Below are 15651 nucleotides of genomic sequence, written 5' to 3'. Positions count from 1 at the left end.
GCGAACGCAAAACGCAAAACGCCCACCGATTTGGTGGGCGTTTCGCTTTGTCGGCGTCGATCTGCCGCCGGCTTACAGCACGTGGCGGCCAATCCACCAAGCGATTGCGGCCATGAACGCCGATGCGGGAATCGTCAACACCCACGCCCAGACGATGTTGCCTGCCACCCCCCAACGTACGGCGGAAGCTTTTTGCGCCGCCCCCACACCGACGATGGCGCCCGTAATGGTATGCGTCGTCGACACCGGCACACCCAACGCTGAGGCAAAGAACAGCGTCATGGCTCCGCCAGTTTCTGCGCAGAAACCGCCCACCGGCTTGAGCTTGGTGATCTTCTGACCCATCGTGCGCACAATTCGCCAGCCGCCCAACAGCGTACCCAAACCGATCGCCACATAGCAGCAGACGATGACCCAGATCGGCGGTTCAGTTGCGGTGGCCGACGCGTAGCCGCCCGCAATCAGCAGCATCCAGATGATGCCGATGGTCTTCTGCGCATCGTTGCCGCCGTGGCCCAGGCTGTACAGCGAGGCCGAAAGCAACTGCAAACGCCGGAACCATCGGTCGACCTTGGATGGCGGCGTTCGGAAGAAGAGCCAGGACACCGCCACCATCAACAGCGAGCCGAGAATAAAGCCCAGCAACGGGGAAATCAGGATGAACGCCACGGTCTTGAGCAAACCGCTTGCCACCAGCGATCCCGTGCCGGACTTGGCCACAGCCGCACCCACCAAGCCACCGATCAGCGCATGCGACGAGCTGGACGGAATGCCGTAGTACCACGTGATGATGTTCCACGCGATCGCGCCGACCAACGCCCCGAAGATGACGTAGTGATCAACGATGGACGGATCGATCGTGTCCCGTCCCACCGTGGTTGCCACCTTGAGGTGGAAGATGAAAATGGCGATCACGTTGCAGGCTGCGGCCATGGCCACTGCCTGCTGCGGCTTGAGCACGCCGGTCGACACCACCGTCGCAATGGAGTTGGCCGCGTCGTGAAAGCCATTCATGAAGTCGAATACGATGGCCAGCGCCACCAGCAGGACGACCACCCAGAGACTGATCTGAAGCGTATGCATGAGGCGTCGTCTCGTCAGGCGTTTTCGAGCACGATGCCTTCGATGATGTTGGCGACATCCTCGCAACGGTCGGTGATGCTTTCCAGTTGCTCGTAGATCGCCTTCAGCTTGATCAGCAGCTTGATGTCGTTTTCGGTGCGGAACAGCTTTGCCATGGCGGCGCGCATCACGCGATCGGCATCCGACTCAAGACGGTCGATTTCGTGGGCAATGGTGAGGATCTGGCGGCCGTTGTTCATGTCGCTGAGCAGCGCCACGGCCTTGCGGACTTCCTCGCAGCAAGCCACGCAGATGGTCGCGAGCTGGCGCGCCTCGTCTGTCACGTTGGTCACGTCGTACAACGAGATGGTGAGCGACACGTCTTCCATCAGGTCGAGGATGTCGTCCATCGTCGTGATCAACTTGTGGATCTCGTCACGATCAAGCGGGGTGATGAAAGTCTTATGCAGCAGTTCGATCGTGTCATGCGTGATGCGATCGGCCTTCTTTTCAAAATTCTGCACGTTGCGTGCATGCATTTCGGCATTGGGCAAATCGTTGACCAACTCCGTCAGCGCATGGGCCGCCTTGACGGCGCACTCGGCGTGCTGGTTGAAGTACTCAAAAAACTTGCCTTCGGTGGGCATGAAGCGACCGAACATGATGATCCTCGGGAACGGAAAAAAAGCAGGAGGCATAAAAACAACGCCGGACGGGATCACCGCCGGCGCTGTCATTAAAACGCAATATTTTACCGGAACCAGCCTCGCGACATGCGTGGCACGTTGTGGCAGGCCGACACGAATTACACGTTACGTGTCGTTGTCAAAGAAGGCATTGCCCCCGGTGAAGTTGTCGAACTTCGTGTATTCACCCAGGAACGTAAGGCGAACGGTACCAATCGGGCCGTTACGCTGCTTACCAATGATGATTTCGGCCGTACCCTTGTCCGGAGAATCGGGGTTGTAGACCTGATCGCGATAGATGAACAGGATCACGTCGGCGTCCTGTTCGATAGCACCGGATTCGCGCAAGTCCGACATCACAGGACGCTTGTTCGGGCGCTGCTCCAAGCTTCGGTTCAACTGCGACAACGCGATCACGGGACAGTTGAGTTCCTTCGCCAGACCCTTGAGCGATCGCGAGATTTCCGAAATTTCGGTCGCACGGTTCTCACCGCTGCCCGAGCCCGACATCAGCTGCAGGTAGTCGATCACGATCAGGCCGAGCTGTCCACACTGGCGTGCAAGCCGGCGCGAACGTGCACGCAACTCCATCGGGTTCAACGCAGGGGTTTCGTCGATGAAGAGCTGTGCGTCGTTCATCTTCTGGATGGCATGCGTCAGGCGCGGCCAATCCTCGTCGAGCAGTCGGCCGGTGCGCAGGCGGTGCTGATCCAATCGACCGACCGAACCCAGCATACGCATGGCGAGCTGCGTACCCGCCATTTCCATTGAGAACACAGCCACCGGCAGGCCCTGCTCCACCGCCACGTGTTCGCCGATGTTCAGGGAGAATGCCGTCTTACCCATCGATGGGCGACCGGCCACGATGATCAGGTCACCGCCCTGCATACCGCTGGTCATGCGGTCGAGGTCAACGAAACCCGTCGGCACACCGGTAATGTCGCTCTGGTTATCGCGGTGGTACAGCTCATCAATGCGCTCGACCACCTGCGTCAGCAGCGGCTGGATTTCCAGGAAGCCCTTCTGCCCGCGCGAGCCCTCTTCGGCAATCGCGAACACCTTGGATTCGGCTTCGTCCAGCAGTTGGCGCACGTCGCGCCCCTGCGGGTTGAAGGCACCAGCGGAAATCTCGTCGGCAATCGTCACGAGTTGGCGCAGCACGCCGCGGTCGCGAACGATCTCCGCATAGCGACGGATATTGGCGGCGCTCGGCGTGTTCTGCGCCAGCGCGTTCAGGTACGCCAGGCCACCCACCTCTTCCGCCTTGCCAGCGGCCTGCAGTTGCTCGAACACCGTGATCACGTCAGCCGGCTTGGCCTGCGAGATCAGCTTGCCGATATTGTGGAAGATCAGCCTGTGGTCGTAGCGGTAGAAATCGTGCTCGTTGATGAAATCGGCAATGCGATCCCAGGCGGCGTTATCCAACAGCAACCCGCCGAGCACCGACTGTTCGGCCTCGATGGAATGCGGGGGCACTTTGAGGGAATCGAGCTGGGGATCGGAGGGCGCGTTCATGGCGGGATTATAACGGCGCTGCTCAGTCTTCAATTTGAACCCCTGACACAAAGAACAACAAAAAAGGCAGAGACTTTCGTCCCTGCCTTCTTGACTCGCGCCGGCCGGCTGCCCAGGCGCCGCGAGGTGCAGCTTGCGAGCTTAGGCTGCGTCGCCCTGCACCGACACTGTCACGTCGACTGCGACATCGGTGTGCAGCGACACGACGACCGGGTGGTCGCCAACGGTCTTCAGCGGGCCATTCGGCATACGCACTTGCGCCTTCTCGACCTTGAAGCCTTGTGCAACCAGTGCGTCAGCGATGTCGTGGTTGGTGACGGAGCCGAACAGACGGCCATCCACACCAGCCTTTTGCGACAGTTGCAGCGTCAGGCCGTTTAGCTTCTCGCCTTCGGCTTGTGCAGCTGCCAGCTTTTCAGCAGCCAGCTTTTCCAGCTCAGCGCGGCGGGCTTCGAATTCCTTGATGGCGGAATCCGTAGCGCGGCGAGCTTGCTTGTTCGGGATCAGGAAGTTACGAGCGTAACCGTCCTTCACACGCACCACGTCACCCAGGTTACCCAGGTTGACGACCTTCTCGAGCAGAATAATTTGCATTGTCAGTTCTCCTTATCCCGCTGATTAGTGCTTGTGCTGATCGGTGTACGGCATCAGCGCGAGGAAACGTGCGCGCTTGATGGCCGTGTCCAGCTGGCGCTGATAGATCGCGCGCGTGCCGGTCAGGCGGGCCGGGGTGATCTTGCCGTTCTCGCCGATGAAGTCCTTGAGCGTGTCCAGATCCTTGTAGTCGATCTGCTCGACGCCGGCCACGGTGAAGCGGCAGAACTTCTTGCGCTTGAACAACGGGTTTTGCTGCTGGAAGCGCTTCTTGTTCTTCGCGTCGCGCTGCTTCTTGTTCATGAATGCCATGATTCAATCCTTTACGAATACGTTACATCCGGAGATGTGAAAGACCAGTGCCTTACTGCTGCGGTGCTTGCGAGCCAGGAATCCCACGCAATCCAGGACGGTGCCCGGAGCGATGCGATCTAGAACGGAAGCCATCTTGCCGGCTGCCAGTGCCTCCATCGAGAACTCGATCTGCCGCACTGTCTGCGCTTCTACCGCCTGCCCGCTGTATGCCAGCAGACAATTGACGATCGGCACGCCGGCTGGGGTGTATCGCATCACCTCGCGCTCGACCAGAGTGGCGACGAGCTGCAGGCGGTTGATGGCGTTGTCCCCGAGGGTTTCGTTCATGCTGGTGATGCGCGATCAGGCTTGCGCAGCACCGCGCGGCATTAGGCGGCCTGTTCGGTCTGGGCGGCGGCCTTCTTGGCCTCTTCGCGTGCGACTTCCTTCATCATCGGCGACGGCGCCGTTTCAGCCTTTTTGGTCTGAACGATGAGGTGACGCAGCACGGCGTCGTTGAACTTGAAGGCGTGCTCGAGCTCAGCCAGGGTTTCCTTGCCGCACTCGATGTTCAGGCACACGTAGTGAGCCTTCGCGAGCTTCTGGATCATGTAGGCCAGTTGACGACGGCCCCAGTCCTCGACGCGGTGCACTTGGCCGCCTTGCGAGGTGACCGTGCTCTTGTAGCGCTCGATCATCGCGGGCACTTGCTCGCTCTGGTCCGGATGGACGATGAATACGATTTCGTAATGACGCATTGACGCTCCTTGTGGATTAAGCCGCCCGGGCGTCACACTCCGGTGCAGCAAGGTTGGTTAGCCTGCCATTATACGCAGGCTTTGGCGATTTTTTCAATATCGATCAATGACTTGCTGCAGGGAGGCAACTTCTGCCTGGGCGCGACCCGATGACAGAAGCAACGTAAGCAGCACACGGGCCTTATACGGATTGAGCGAGCCGCTTGCCGCCCAGCGTTCCGCACCAGGCTGCGCGGGCACCACGCCGGCACCGGTGCGCGTGGAGCGCAGCACGAACACGCCCTGCTGACTCGCGCGGTTCAGCGCCGCTTCAAGATTGGCGTGGATGGAGCCGGCGCCCGTTGCGGCAATCACCAGCCCCTTCACCCCGGCAGCAACCAACGCATCGACGACACGCGCATCCGGCTGCGCATAGCTCGCCAGCACTTCAACCCACGGCCATTGGCCCGCTGGCGGCATCGGCAAGACATCTTCCGCAGCCACACGTTGCGCTGCCCGCTGGAACTGCACCTGAGCGTCGAGCACGAAACCGACCGGCCCTGCATCCGGCGAAATAAACGCCTCGACCGCGTAAGTGTGACCCTTCTGGACATCGCGGGCGGCATGCACGCGCTGGTTGAGCGCCACCAGCACCCCACGCCCGCGCGCAGACGGACTGGCCGCGAGCCGTACCGCGTTCAGCAGATTCAACGGGCCATCCGCCGACAGCGACGTTGACGGCCGCATCGCCGCCGTCAGGACGATCGGCGTATCGGTCTGCTGCGTAAGGTGCAGCAGCATCGCGGTTTCTTCCAGCGTGTCAGTGCCGTGCGTGATGACCACACCGTCCACACGCTCGACGTCGATCCAGTGACGGATGCGCGCCACCAGCCTTTCCCATACGTCAAACGTCAGGTCCTTGCTGTCGATCTGGGCGACCTGTTCAGCGCGCACGTTGGCGAGGCGCTCCAGACCAAGCTTGCTGGCCGCGAGCAGTTGATCGATGGGGACGGCGCCAGCGCGATAGCGTGCGGCGGAGCCAGCGTCGTCAGCAGAGCCGGCGATCGTGCCGCCGGTGGCGAGGATGGCGATGGTAGGCAAGGACATCGTTGCAGACATGCGTGGTGGGCAAGGCGCGCATTGTATCCGCCCGCATCGCCTTTGCCGACGCGGGATTGCCCGGGGCGCCGGCAAAAACAAAACGCCGGCACCCAGGCCGGCGTTTGCAACAGAAGCCGTATCGATTATTTCTCGACGAAGGCGCGCTCGATCACGTAGTCACCCGCTTCGCCCATGCGCGGCGAGATCTTGAAACCGCGGGCGTCGAGCAGCTTGCAGGTGTCTTCCAGCATGGCCGGGCTGCCACAGATCATGGCGCGGTCGACTGCCGGATCCATCGGGGGCAGGCCGATATCGACAGACAGCTTGCCGCTGTCGACGAGGTCCGTCAGGCGGCCCATGTTGCGGAACGGCTCGCGAGTAACCGTGGGGTAATAGATCAGCTTATCGCGCACCTGATCGCCAAAGAACTCGTTGTTCGGCAATTCCCGGGTGATGAAGTCGGCATAAGCCAACTCGCTCACTTGGCGCACGCCGTGCAGCAGCACGACCTTCTCGAAGCGCTCATAGGTGTCCGGGTCCTGAATGATGCTCATGAACGGCGCGAGGCCGGTGCCGGTGCCGAACAAATACAGGTTCTTACCGGGTAGCAGGTCATCCAGTACGAGCGTGCCGACCGGCTTCTTGCTCACCAGCAGCTTGTCGCCCACCTTCAGATGCTGCAGTCGCGACGTCAGGGGGCCGTTCTGCACCTTGATGCTGAAGAACTCGAGGTGCTCTTCGTAGTTCGGGCTCGCGATGCTGTAGGCGCGCATCAGCGGCTTGCCTTCGACCTCCAGCCCGATCATGACGAAGTGGCCGTTATGGAAGCGCAGCGCCTGGTCGCGCGTGGTCTTGAAGCTGAACAGCGAGTCATTCCAGTGATGGACGCTCAGAACGGTCTCTTGATTGAAGGCGGACATGGTGACATTCGGGCCAACCCAATGAAGCTCAATCGGGTTATGTGGCGATGCAAAAATCGGTCAAGGCCTTGATTTTATGCGATTCCCTGCAGCCGCGCCTGCATGGATTGCACATAAGCTTCTAACCAGTCGCATGGGTTTTGACGCCGATCAGAGGGACTGGGCACGCGCGCAACAGATCACAACAAAATCACTTGCGCTTCCTGCGTCACTGTATAAAATCACAGCACCTGTTCAAATATACAGTACGCCGATGGCCACCCTCACCCCCCGCCAGCAGCAGATTTATGACCTCATCCGCCAGACGACCCAGCGCACGGGCTTCCCGCCCACGCGCGCCGAGATTGCCGCGGAGTTTGGCTTCTCGTCGCCCAATGCGGCTGAGGAACACCTCCGCGCGCTGGCACGCAAGGGCGTGATCGAACTGACGCCGGGCGCCTCACGTGGCATTCGGCTGCGGGCGGCAGGCGAGACGGCGCAGCATCAGTTCTCGCTGCCGTCGATGGGGCTGATGCAATTGACTCTCCCGCTGGTGGGCCGTGTGGCCGCCGGTAGTCCGATCCTGGCTGCGGAGCACATTGATCGCCAGTATCAGGTTGATCCATCGCTGTTTTCTGCGCAGCCCGATTTTCTGCTGAAGGTGCGTGGTATGAGCATGCGCGACGCCGGCATTCTCGATGGCGATCTGCTGGCCGTGCAGCGCGCCAGTGAAGCCACCAACGGCAAGATCGTCGTGGCTCGACTGGGCGACGACGTCACGGTCAAGCGCTTCCAGCGCAAGGGCCGCCATGTCGAACTGATTGCCGAGAATCCCGATTTCGAACCGATCCACGTTGATCTGGATCGTGATGAGTTTCACCTGGAGGGCTTGGCCGTCGGTCTGATCCGGCCTGCTGCTCCGTAAGTCCCCGGCGCATCTCAGCGCCAAACCTTCGCTGTTTGATTCCACCTTGAGGTGAGCCAGCGGCTCGCCAGGGCGGAGTCTTGCCGCTCGCTTTTCCACCCGAACTCACGAGGTCTGCCATGCGACTCGGATCGATGTCTTCCCACCGCCGCCCGGTACAGCCGGTGCCCTTCCGCCAAACCCAGGGCGTGCGCATCTACCAGGGGGAGCAGCGCCGTACGATGGTCGGCAGCATGGCCGCCATCTGCCGCATGCTGGACGCGATCCCGGTGGCCTCGCGTACCGCTGGCGCCGAAAGCTGCTGAGGAAAAGAAGGACGAGCAAGGGCCGCAAACCTCGTTGCGGCGCCCGATCAGGGCATACCCCAATGCTGCCGCCGCAACTGATTTCATACACTTGCCGTGCCCTGAGGACAGGGCTTTCTTCAACTGATTTTCGGCCCGCCGCTTGAGCGGGCTGTTTTTTCTGTTCGCAAGTTGCTGGAACGGCACATTTAACGATGTTCCGTCGGTGACACAGACGTTTACCCCGATGTTGTTTGGCGTACGTGACAGTAGTATTGCGAATGCCCTCAGGGGCAATGAGATCGCTGAATTCGAAGCCCGCACATTGCGGGCTTTTTTTTGCGCCGCGACCGGCAGGCGAGCCGCTAAACACTCCCGGCTTTCTCGACGACGAGAATCCTTGCCTCGCCGCGCGGGTGCGCCACATGCTCGCAGCCGACCCCGGCGAAGAAGATATCGCCGGGTTCCAGCGTCGCGACTTTCTCCTCGCCGGCTTCGCGGTAATGCATGTCGACCGTGCCGTCGAGCACCACGAACACCTCCTCGCCGTCGTTGACGTGCCAGCGGTATGGCTGGTCCGTCCAGTGCAGGCGCGTGGTGATGCCGCCCATATTGGCAATATCGAGCGCGCCCCAGGCACGCTCGGCAGTGAACGATTTGGCGCGGATGATGTTCATGGCGATCGTGGGTCGGTGTCGGTTATTGCATCGACTGCAGATTGCCAATGCGCACGAGCATCTCGGTGAACATCTGCATATCGAGGTCGAGGTCCGGTACTTCCTTGTACTCGTTGGCGTTGTGCGCGGTGTACTTCTTGCCAGGCATCGCAGGGCCGAAATTAATGGCGTTTGGCATCAGCTTGGCCGTCGTGCTGCCGGCCGTCGGAACGGGCTTGGCATCGAGGCCCGTGGTGTCACCAAAAATGTTGAGCAGCGTCGACAGCCACGCGCCCTTCGGATCGCGCGCCATCCAGTTGCCCTGGTCGTGGTTGATTTCAAGGGCGACATGGTTGGCGTTGGCCCATGCGTTGATCTTGCCGGCGATCTCGCCGCGCAGCGCGTCGGGCGTTTTGCCGCGCGGCATGCGCACGTTGGCGGTCACCTCCACGCGGCCATTCTTGTCGCCGATCACCGTAGGCGAAATGGTGAGCGGCCCCATGAAGTCGTCCTTGTAGGCGACGCCCATGGTACTGCCGAGGTAGTCGGTGCCGTAAAGTTCGGTGAGGTAGCGCACGGCATGGGCGTAGGCGTTGTCCGCCAGACCGAGATCGGCTGCACGTAGGAACAGCGCGAGGCGCGGCAGCGGGTTGACGCCCTCTTCCGGACGCGAGCCGTGTGCAGACGTGCCGGTGACCTTCACGACGATGCTGTCAGCCGTGCGTGCGATGTCGATCGAGAACTTGCCCTGCGCAGCCAAGCTGTTCACAAACGCATCGCGCTTGGCTTCGAGCGCGGCAGCGGCCACGCCCAGATCACCGCCCTTGAGCGTGGCGGTGGCCGTTTGTGGGATCGAGCTGGCCGACGCCGCGCCCGTCATCGAAACGATGGCCGTATGCGAAGCATCGCCAGCTTGCGCAGGGAAGAACACCTTCAATGCGCCCGAGCCTTTCTCTGCAACCACGGCCGGGTACTTGCTGTCGAGCACGATGTTGTACGCGGGCAATTGCGTGTGCTCACGGTAATACTTCATGCCGTCGCCACCGGTTTCTTCGGTGGTTTCGATCATCAGGCGGATTGTGCGGGCGAGCGGCACGCCGCTGTCCTTGACCGTTTTCATGGCGTACATCGCAGCGGCAATCGAGCCCTTGTCGTCAATCGTGCCACGGCCGTACAGCAGATTGCCGACGCGCGTGACCTTGAACGGATCGAGCTTGGTGCCGTCGCCGAGCACCCACTCCTCGGCCTTGGCGGGTACGACGTCGGCGTGCGTCAGGATGCCGAACTCGTCCGAGCCGGTGCCGGGCAGCGTAACTTCAAAGACGCGGTTGTCGACGTTGCGGTATTTCAAGCCGAAATCTCGCGCCATGCCCTCGATCAGCTTGCCAAACGCGACGACGGCGGGGTTTTCGTACTGCGGAATCTTGTCGTCGCGCACCGTGGGCAGCGCGACCATCTTTTCGATCGAACCAATCACGGCCTGCTGGTTGTGCAGGCGGTTGTACAGACCCAGCAGGCGCCCGATGTTGACGAGGTCATCGCCGGCCACCGGAGCCTTCTTCTGGTACGCGGCGACACTGCCCGCGACTTGCGGATCGGCCTTCGCGGCTTCCGCAAGAAAGCTGTTCAGATCGGCCGCTGCCTTCGATTGTTCGGCGGCGAGCAGCGCGTCGAGTTGCGGTTTCTGAATCGTGGCGGCAAAGGCGCCGGTGCCGCAAGCCAGCGACAGTGCGATCGTCAGCGAAGACAGGCCAATACGGGCAGTGCGTTGCATCGAAGTGGTTTCCGAAAAAGGCGAAGGCGCCATCATAGGGGCGAAGCGCAAGCCACGCATTGTGCAGCGCGAAAACGCTAAGGCACGCCCGCTGCGCGGTATGCTTGGAGCTTTCCCAGGAGGCTTGCCGCATGGAACCGTCTCTGGACACCGCCCCCGGTCTGTTGAGCGTGCTGGAAGAACTGCGCCGGCGCGAACCCATTTTCCATCGCCCGGAATTCGGCACGCGCCGCGAAGACTTCGAGCGTATGACCACGGAAGACTTCTGGGAAACCGGAGCCTCGGGTCAGCGTTACAGCCGTAGCTATGTGCTCGGTGTTCTCGATGCGCGCCACGGCCACATCGGCGAGGATTTTTGGCAAACGCGGGACTTCCGCTGCCAGGAGATTGCGCCGGATAACTACTTGCTGACCTACACGCTGGTGCAGTCGAACCGGACGACGCGCCGGGCGACGTTGTGGCGACGGACGCCGGATGGCTGGAAGATTGTGTACCACCAGGGAACCATCGTGGCGGAGGGCCGTTGAACTCCGTTGCGAAACCCTCTAGGCAAGGCGAAAGAATGTTTGTATAATCGCTGTTTCCTTGAACGGCGACACGCTGGTCAGGTAACAACGGTGGCTGTAGCTCAGTTGGTAGAGTCCCAGATTGTGATTCTGGTTGTCGTGGGTTCGAATCCCATCAGTCACCCCAAGTTTCAAGAAAAAGCCCGCATTCGCGGGCTTTTTTGCATTCAGCGATCGGGGCAACGCCCCTTTCCCCGCATCAAACCGCTACCGCCTCCTCATTCGATTCTTCGCCACGCCGCAGGTGGGCACGCGCCTCGTCGAACAGTGCATGGGCGTCGGCCAGCGTCTTGACGCGGCTCAGCGCCTTGGAGTCCGACAGCACGCGCCGCCAGCCGCGCGCGCCCGCCACACCGCGATACAGCCCCAGCATGTGCCGCACCGCCGCACCTGCGTAGCCGCCACGCTCTACCCAGCGGCCGACGTAGCCGATCATCGCGTCTTCCACCTCGGCGCGCGTGGGGGCCTCGGTGCCTGCGCCGTAGTAGCGCGCATCGAACGCTGCCATCAGATGCGGATGGTGATACGCCTCACGGCCGATCATGACGCCATCAACGTGCGCCAGGTGCGCGTCGATCTGCTCGAGCGTCTGCACCCCACCGTTGAGCAAAATCTCCAGATGCGGGAAATCGCGCTTGAGTTGGTAGACGACTTCGTAGCGCAGCGGCGGAATCTCGCGGTTTTCCTTTGGGCTCAGGCCTTTCAGGATGGCATTGCGCGCGTGCACGATGAACGTCTCGCAACCTGCCTCGGCGATGGTGCCGACGAAATCGCGCACGAAATCGTAGGTCTCGATCGCGTCGATGCCGATACGGTGCTTGACCGTGACCGGAATCGACACCGCATCGCGCATCGCCTTGACGCCCTGGGCGACGAGCTTCGGTTCGGCCATCAGGCACGCGCCGAACGCACCGCGCTGCACGCGCTCCGACGGGCAGCCGCAGTTGAGGTTGATTTCCTTGTAGCCCCACTGCTGTCCGAGGCGCGCGGCCTGGGCCAGATCGTCCGGTTCACTGCCGCCGAGCTGGAGCGCCACGGGATGCTCGAACTCGTCAAAATCGAGGTGGCGGGGGACGTCGCCGTGCAGCAGCGCGCCCGTGGTCACCATTTCGGTGTAGAGCCACGTGTGGCGCGAGATCTGGCGATGGAAGAACCGGCAATGTCGGTCAGTCCAGTCCATCATCGGAGCCACGCTCAGCCGCCTAGGCGTTGATTTCATTGGAATACGGTTTGAATTCAAGCGCTTACACCCTACTGTTTTCTGCGCGATTTCATGTGATTTGTGGCGGTTTCCGCTCATTTTTTCGGCCCGATGCTACGGCGTGGCACCGAGGAAAAATCGGCTCGATCAGCGAGCGAAAACGCAGGGACGGGAGTATAGGGTACACGGCCCAAATCCGCCGGAAGGAAGGCGGCGTTGTCGTACATACAGAGACCAAGACGTTCGACCGTGCGCCGGCTGCGCAGGCCTGGCTCGTGAAGCGCGAAAAGGAGCTCGACCAGCCAGGCGCCCTGAAGACCGCCAAGCAGGAAGATCCGCTGCTCTCGGAGGTCATCGATCGGTACATCTGCGAATCTGTCCAGCCGCTCAGGCGCACCAAACAATTTACAAGGACCGGTTGGCGGCACCTGAGATCACCACCGAAGTAAATAACGCGGTCAAGCTATGGCTCGCACGCGGGTAGTTGTTTGCGCTTGGCTTGTCGCCGTCACCGCTCATTTTTTGACGTACACGCTGTCTGCCCAGTCCGAACCCGCCCAGTGGTACGCCTCACTCCCGAGCTACCGAGCGGCGATCTTCGGACTTACACGTTTGCCGCTGTGGCTGGCTGGCCTGTGCGTACTACTGGCCTTGGCGAGCTGGATCCGCCGGCAGCGGTGATCGGTCATCCCCCGCCCCCCCTCTCTGCCGACTAAGAGTGCACTGCGCGGGATGGGCAATTGATCTATCATCCAACCCCCCCCTTCCCCGTCACGTGAGCGAAGTTAGCTCGCGTCGATCCCTACTGGCGCTGTACTGCACTTCGAGTGAAGTCAACGTCGCACAAGCCTGCTTGGCAGGAGTGTGCAGTATTCAACGACCACGCCCCGACCAGGCGTGAAGCCGTTGCCCAAAATCCTTTACTCGTTTTGCCAAGATGATTCAGATCCATAGCGCAAGCCAACCATCGGCACCCAACAGGCGCTGCTCCGGATGCAACTCCGATGATGGCACCTCTATCGAGATGGCCTTCGCATTTCAGCCGATCGTGGATCTGCGCACGGGCGACGCTTACGCACACGAAGCGCTGGTACGCGGACCCAACGGAGAGCCTGCCGCATCGGTGCTGACGCAAGTGGACGAAGCAAGCCGTTACCGGTTTGACCAACGGTGCCGCACCACCGCAATTGAGCAGGCGGCCGGGATCGGAATGGACACCTTCCTATCCATCAATTTCATGCCGAACGCGGTGTATCAGCCTGCCGCATGTATCCGCACGACGTTTGAGGCGGCCGAAAAATTCGGCTTTCCCATCAATCGGATCATCTTCGAAACCATCGAAGGCGAAGACATCATCAACCGCCCCCACCTCCTCGAAATCTTTCGGGCGTATCAGTCGTTCGGCTTCCAAACCGCGATTGATGACTTCGGTGCCGGCCACTCGGGGCTCACCCTACTCGCCGATTTCCAGCCGGACCTGATCAAGTTGGATATGGCACTTATCCGAGGAATCGATTCAGATCTGGTGCGTCAACGCATTGTTTGCGGCGTGCTCAGCATCTGCAACGACCTCGGGATCCGGGTCATTGCCGAAGGCGTTGAAACGGCGCCGGAACGCGACTTCCTGGCTGCCGCGGGTATCACGCTCATGCAAGGCTATCTGTTCGCAAAGCCTGCGTTCAGAGCAATGCCACCGATATCAAACAGTCGCTGAGCGTCACACGGACTTTAGCCGGACCGGCCGCGGGCACACCGGCTATCCAGCTTCGGGCCGATCCGTCCGAGCTGGCGGACGGCTGATTCCCATCAACCCCGTTCGATTGGACAACCGAGCCCGGTAACCTATGAGCACACCACTGCTAAAACTATTCGAGGCGGCCATCACGCAGGCATGGAATGCCATCGTGATCACCGATGCCGACATCGCTGTCGGTTGCCGAGTGCAATTTGCCAATCCAGCGTTCACAGCCATGACGGGCTATTCTCTGGACGAGCTACGCGGCCACTCCCTTAGGATTCTTCAAGGTCCTGACACCGATCCGGCGTTGATTGATGAACTTCGCATTTGCCTGGAAGAGGCGCGACTCTTCGAGGGCGCCGCAACGAACTATCGAAAGGACGGCTCAAGCTACACCGTCCGCTGGAGCATTTCGCCAGTTCGCGACGACAGCGGGTCGGTCACCAATTTTGTCTCGGTGCAACAGGATATTTCCGACTACGAACAGGCAGAGCAGACAAACAGACTGCTCGCACGCGCGCTTGATGCAACAAGTGACCCGGTCATGCTTACGGATGCAAAAGCTCGGATCATCTTCGCAAATGCTGCCTTCGCCAAATCAACGGGCTACACGGTCGACGAAATCCAAGGCAGCACGCCCGCCATGTTCAAGTCAGGCAAACATGACGAGGCTTTTTATGCGGCGATGCGCCGCTCGCTTGCCAGCGGACAAAACTTTCGCGCCACCTTCATCAATCGGCGCCGTGACGGCTCGCTCTACCATGCAGAACAAAGCATCTCGCCGATATTCGGCGAGAAAGGGCGTATAAGCCACTACGTTAGTGTGAGCAAAGACATTACCAAACGCGTAGAGCGGGAACAGGCACTGTTACGTGCAGCCACCAAAGACAAGCTCACCGGCCTGCACAATCGTCACCATGGCGAGCAGCTCCTTGCGGAGCGGTACAAGACCGCCAGGACGCTGCAGCGCCCCCTTACCCTCGCCATGTGCGACATCGACCACTTCAAGAGGATCAATGACGAGTTCGGTCATCCCACCGGAGACCGCGTACTGGCCGAGGTGGCCGACATGCTCCGGCAAGCGGTCCGCAGTCGCGACGCTGTCATTCGTTGGGGTGGAGAAGAATTCATGATCGTGCTCAACGAATGCTCACAGACGGATGCCGTCGACCTGGCCAAGCGCATTCTCGATCGCGTCAACGCTTATGAAGATGAGGAAATCCCCACGCTGACCCTTTCGCTCGGGCTCGCGACGCTGGCTCCCAACGAGGCGATCGATGAGCTCATCGCACGTGCTGACTCGGCTCTTTACGAAGCGAAACGCACCGGGCGTAACCGGCTATCAATCGCGACTTGATTGTCCCCATCGCAAGCCGAAGAGCACCGCGACAACGAAACCGTCACGCGGCTCCTCTGGGAGATCCGCGCGCTCCACAACGTCGGCTACCACGCCTGGCGCCTAGAAGCCGAACAGTATTTCGTCTATCCCGACAATCCCCTCGGCGCCGCGCTTTTTGTCCTGCGGGCAGCACTGCAACAAGAGAGCTGGCTGTCAGAGATGATCGTCAAGATCGGAGGCAAGCGCGATCCTGGCGACGGCTGGTAAGCCGCCACGCGGC

The 15651-nt window shown here is 60.9% G+C and carries 18 protein-coding genes and 1 tRNA gene; 7 read left to right on the top strand and 12 right to left on the bottom strand.

What is annotated here, in order from left to right:
* Positions 1-72: 72 nt before the first annotated feature.
* From AAHM38_RS11080 to AAHM38_RS11040, 9 genes are all read right to left on the bottom strand, one after another.
* Positions 73-1083 (bottom strand): inorganic phosphate transporter, encoded by a 1011-nt coding sequence (locus tag AAHM38_RS11080; RefSeq protein ID WP_004626498.1) that lies wholly within the window; start codon positions 1081-1083, stop codon positions 73-75.
* Between the two features lie 14 nt (positions 1084-1097).
* The gene (locus AAHM38_RS11075) at positions 1098-1724 is read right to left on the bottom strand and encodes a DUF47 domain-containing protein (protein WP_116575811.1); all 627 of its coding nucleotides are present in this window, start codon (positions 1722-1724) and stop codon (positions 1098-1100) included.
* Between the two features lie 150 nt (positions 1725-1874).
* A complete protein-coding gene (locus AAHM38_RS11070; protein ID WP_009277536.1) occupies positions 1875-3263 on the bottom strand; it encodes a replicative DNA helicase in 1389 nt (462 codons plus the stop codon).
* Positions 3264-3404: 141 nt separating this feature from the next.
* Positions 3405-3857: a 50S ribosomal protein L9 gene (gene rplI, locus AAHM38_RS11065; RefSeq protein WP_009238327.1), complete on the bottom strand. Its 453-nt coding sequence runs from the start codon at positions 3855-3857 to the stop codon at positions 3405-3407.
* Positions 3858-3881: 24 nt separating this feature from the next.
* Entirely contained in the window at positions 3882-4160 is a 279-nt protein-coding gene (gene rpsR / locus AAHM38_RS11060; RefSeq protein ID WP_037022304.1) for a 30S ribosomal protein S18, read from the bottom strand.
* 12 nt (positions 4161-4172) lie between these two features.
* A complete protein-coding gene (gene priB / locus AAHM38_RS11055) occupies positions 4173-4499 on the bottom strand; it encodes a primosomal replication protein N (protein ID WP_004626487.1) in 327 nt (108 codons plus the stop codon).
* Positions 4500-4540: 41 nt separating this feature from the next.
* A complete protein-coding gene (gene rpsF, locus AAHM38_RS11050) occupies positions 4541-4909 on the bottom strand; it encodes a 30S ribosomal protein S6 (RefSeq protein ID WP_003265889.1) in 369 nt (122 codons plus the stop codon).
* A 93-nt stretch (positions 4910-5002) separates the two neighbouring features.
* Entirely contained in the window at positions 5003-5995 is a 993-nt protein-coding gene (locus tag AAHM38_RS11045) for an asparaginase (protein ID WP_009238328.1), read from the bottom strand.
* A gap of 137 nt (positions 5996-6132) precedes the next feature.
* Positions 6133-6909 (bottom strand): ferredoxin--NADP reductase, encoded by a 777-nt coding sequence (locus AAHM38_RS11040; RefSeq protein WP_116575812.1) that lies wholly within the window; start codon positions 6907-6909, stop codon positions 6133-6135.
* Between the two features lie 253 nt (positions 6910-7162).
* Between AAHM38_RS11040 and lexA the strand changes: the two genes are divergently transcribed.
* Together lexA and AAHM38_RS11030 are read left to right on the top strand one after the other, a co-directional pair.
* Positions 7163-7813 (top strand): transcriptional repressor LexA, encoded by a 651-nt coding sequence (gene lexA, locus AAHM38_RS11035; RefSeq protein ID WP_116575813.1) that lies wholly within the window; start codon positions 7163-7165, stop codon positions 7811-7813.
* Positions 7814-7932: 119 nt separating this feature from the next.
* Positions 7933-8118: a hypothetical protein gene (locus tag AAHM38_RS11030; RefSeq protein WP_009238330.1), complete on the top strand. Its 186-nt coding sequence runs from the start codon at positions 7933-7935 to the stop codon at positions 8116-8118.
* 344 nt (positions 8119-8462) lie between these two features.
* Here the strand turns inward: AAHM38_RS11030 and AAHM38_RS11025 are convergent, their stop codons facing one another.
* Positions 8463-8774 carry a cupin domain-containing protein gene (locus AAHM38_RS11025; protein ID WP_009238331.1) on the bottom strand — a complete coding sequence of 104 codons (312 nt, stop codon included), beginning with the start codon at positions 8772-8774 and terminating at the stop codon, positions 8463-8465.
* Positions 8775-8796: 22 nt separating this feature from the next.
* Complete coding sequence (locus tag AAHM38_RS11020) at positions 8797-10527, bottom strand: dipeptidase (protein ID WP_116575814.1); 1731 nt, start codon at positions 10525-10527, stop codon at positions 8797-8799.
* A 131-nt stretch (positions 10528-10658) separates the two neighbouring features.
* Here AAHM38_RS11020 and AAHM38_RS11015 point away from each other — a divergent pair, with 131 nt between their 5' ends.
* Together AAHM38_RS11015 and AAHM38_RS11010 are read left to right on the top strand one after the other, a co-directional pair.
* Complete coding sequence (locus AAHM38_RS11015; RefSeq protein ID WP_009238333.1) at positions 10659-11054, top strand: nuclear transport factor 2 family protein; 396 nt, start codon at positions 10659-10661, stop codon at positions 11052-11054.
* Between the two features lie 90 nt (positions 11055-11144).
* Positions 11145-11220, top strand: a tRNA-His gene (locus AAHM38_RS11010).
* A 72-nt stretch (positions 11221-11292) separates the two neighbouring features.
* On the opposite strand, the gene dusA is transcribed toward AAHM38_RS11010, so the two are convergent.
* Positions 11293-12312, bottom strand: coding sequence for a tRNA dihydrouridine(20/20a) synthase DusA (dusA, locus tag AAHM38_RS11005; RefSeq protein ID WP_080517516.1), 1020 nt, complete (start codon positions 12310-12312; stop codon positions 11293-11295).
* A 919-nt stretch (positions 12313-13231) separates the two neighbouring features.
* Here dusA and AAHM38_RS11000 point away from each other — a divergent pair.
* The 3 genes from AAHM38_RS11000 to AAHM38_RS10990 all read left to right on the top strand — a co-directional run bounded on the left by AAHM38_RS11000 (position 13232) and on the right by AAHM38_RS10990 (position 15638).
* Positions 13232-14008: an EAL domain-containing protein gene (locus AAHM38_RS11000; RefSeq protein ID WP_012761819.1), complete on the top strand. Its 777-nt coding sequence runs from the start codon at positions 13232-13234 to the stop codon at positions 14006-14008.
* A gap of 130 nt (positions 14009-14138) precedes the next feature.
* On the top strand, positions 14139-15389 hold the full coding sequence (locus AAHM38_RS10995; protein ID WP_116575815.1) for a sensor domain-containing diguanylate cyclase: 1251 nt from the start codon (positions 14139-14141) through the stop codon (positions 15387-15389).
* The gene (locus AAHM38_RS10990; protein ID WP_116575816.1) at positions 15390-15638 is read left to right on the top strand and encodes a hypothetical protein; all 249 of its coding nucleotides are present in this window, start codon (positions 15390-15392) and stop codon (positions 15636-15638) included.
* Positions 15639-15651: the final 13 nt, after the last annotated feature.

Origin of the sequence: Ralstonia sp. OTU4908 (genome assembly GCF_038440115.1) — a bacterium.
In the GTDB taxonomy this organism is placed as follows: Bacteria; Pseudomonadota; Gammaproteobacteria; order Burkholderiales; family Burkholderiaceae; genus Ralstonia; species Ralstonia pickettii.
This window is presented reverse-complemented; position numbering and strand designations above follow the sequence as displayed.

What these genes read in the sequence shown, in the direction of transcription:
- priB (WP_004626487.1), bottom strand. Translation starts at nt 4,499, where the DNA reads ATGAACGAAACCCTCGGGGACAACGCCATCAACCGCCTGCAGCTCGTC.
- lexA (WP_116575813.1), top strand. Translation starts at nt 7,163, where the DNA reads ATGGCCACCCTCACCCCCCGCCAGCAGCAGATTTATGACCTCATCCGC.
- AAHM38_RS11080 (WP_004626498.1), bottom strand. Translation starts at nt 1,083, where the DNA reads ATGCATACGCTTCAGATCAGTCTCTGGGTGGTCGTCCTGCTGGTGGCG.
- AAHM38_RS11025 (WP_009238331.1), bottom strand. Translation starts at nt 8,774, where the DNA reads ATGAACATCATCCGCGCCAAATCGTTCACTGCCGAGCGTGCCTGGGGC.
- AAHM38_RS11070 (WP_009277536.1), bottom strand. Translation starts at nt 3,263, where the DNA reads ATGAACGCGCCCTCCGATCCCCAGCTCGATTCCCTCAAAGTGCCCCCG.
- AAHM38_RS11015 (WP_009238333.1), top strand. Translation starts at nt 10,659, where the DNA reads ATGGAACCGTCTCTGGACACCGCCCCCGGTCTGTTGAGCGTGCTGGAA.
- AAHM38_RS11040 (WP_116575812.1), bottom strand. Translation starts at nt 6,909, where the DNA reads ATGTCCGCCTTCAATCAAGAGACCGTTCTGAGCGTCCATCACTGGAAT.
- rplI (WP_009238327.1), bottom strand. Translation starts at nt 3,857, where the DNA reads ATGCAAATTATTCTGCTCGAGAAGGTCGTCAACCTGGGTAACCTGGGT.
- rpsR (WP_037022304.1), bottom strand. Translation starts at nt 4,160, where the DNA reads ATGAACAAGAAGCAGCGCGACGCGAAGAACAAGAAGCGCTTCCAGCAG.
- dusA (WP_080517516.1), bottom strand. Translation starts at nt 12,312, where the DNA reads ATGAAATCAACGCCTAGGCGGCTGAGCGTGGCTCCGATGATGGACTGG.
- AAHM38_RS10995 (WP_116575815.1), top strand. Translation starts at nt 14,139, where the DNA reads ATGAGCACACCACTGCTAAAACTATTCGAGGCGGCCATCACGCAGGCA.
- AAHM38_RS11045 (WP_009238328.1), bottom strand. Translation starts at nt 5,995, where the DNA reads ATGTCCTTGCCTACCATCGCCATCCTCGCCACCGGCGGCACGATCGCC.
- AAHM38_RS11000 (WP_012761819.1), top strand. Translation starts at nt 13,232, where the DNA reads ATGATTCAGATCCATAGCGCAAGCCAACCATCGGCACCCAACAGGCGC.
- AAHM38_RS11075 (WP_116575811.1), bottom strand. Translation starts at nt 1,724, where the DNA reads ATGTTCGGTCGCTTCATGCCCACCGAAGGCAAGTTTTTTGAGTACTTC.
- rpsF (WP_003265889.1), bottom strand. Translation starts at nt 4,909, where the DNA reads ATGCGTCATTACGAAATCGTATTCATCGTCCATCCGGACCAGAGCGAG.
- AAHM38_RS11030 (WP_009238330.1), top strand. Translation starts at nt 7,933, where the DNA reads ATGCGACTCGGATCGATGTCTTCCCACCGCCGCCCGGTACAGCCGGTG.
- AAHM38_RS11020 (WP_116575814.1), bottom strand. Translation starts at nt 10,527, where the DNA reads ATGCAACGCACTGCCCGTATTGGCCTGTCTTCGCTGACGATCGCACTG.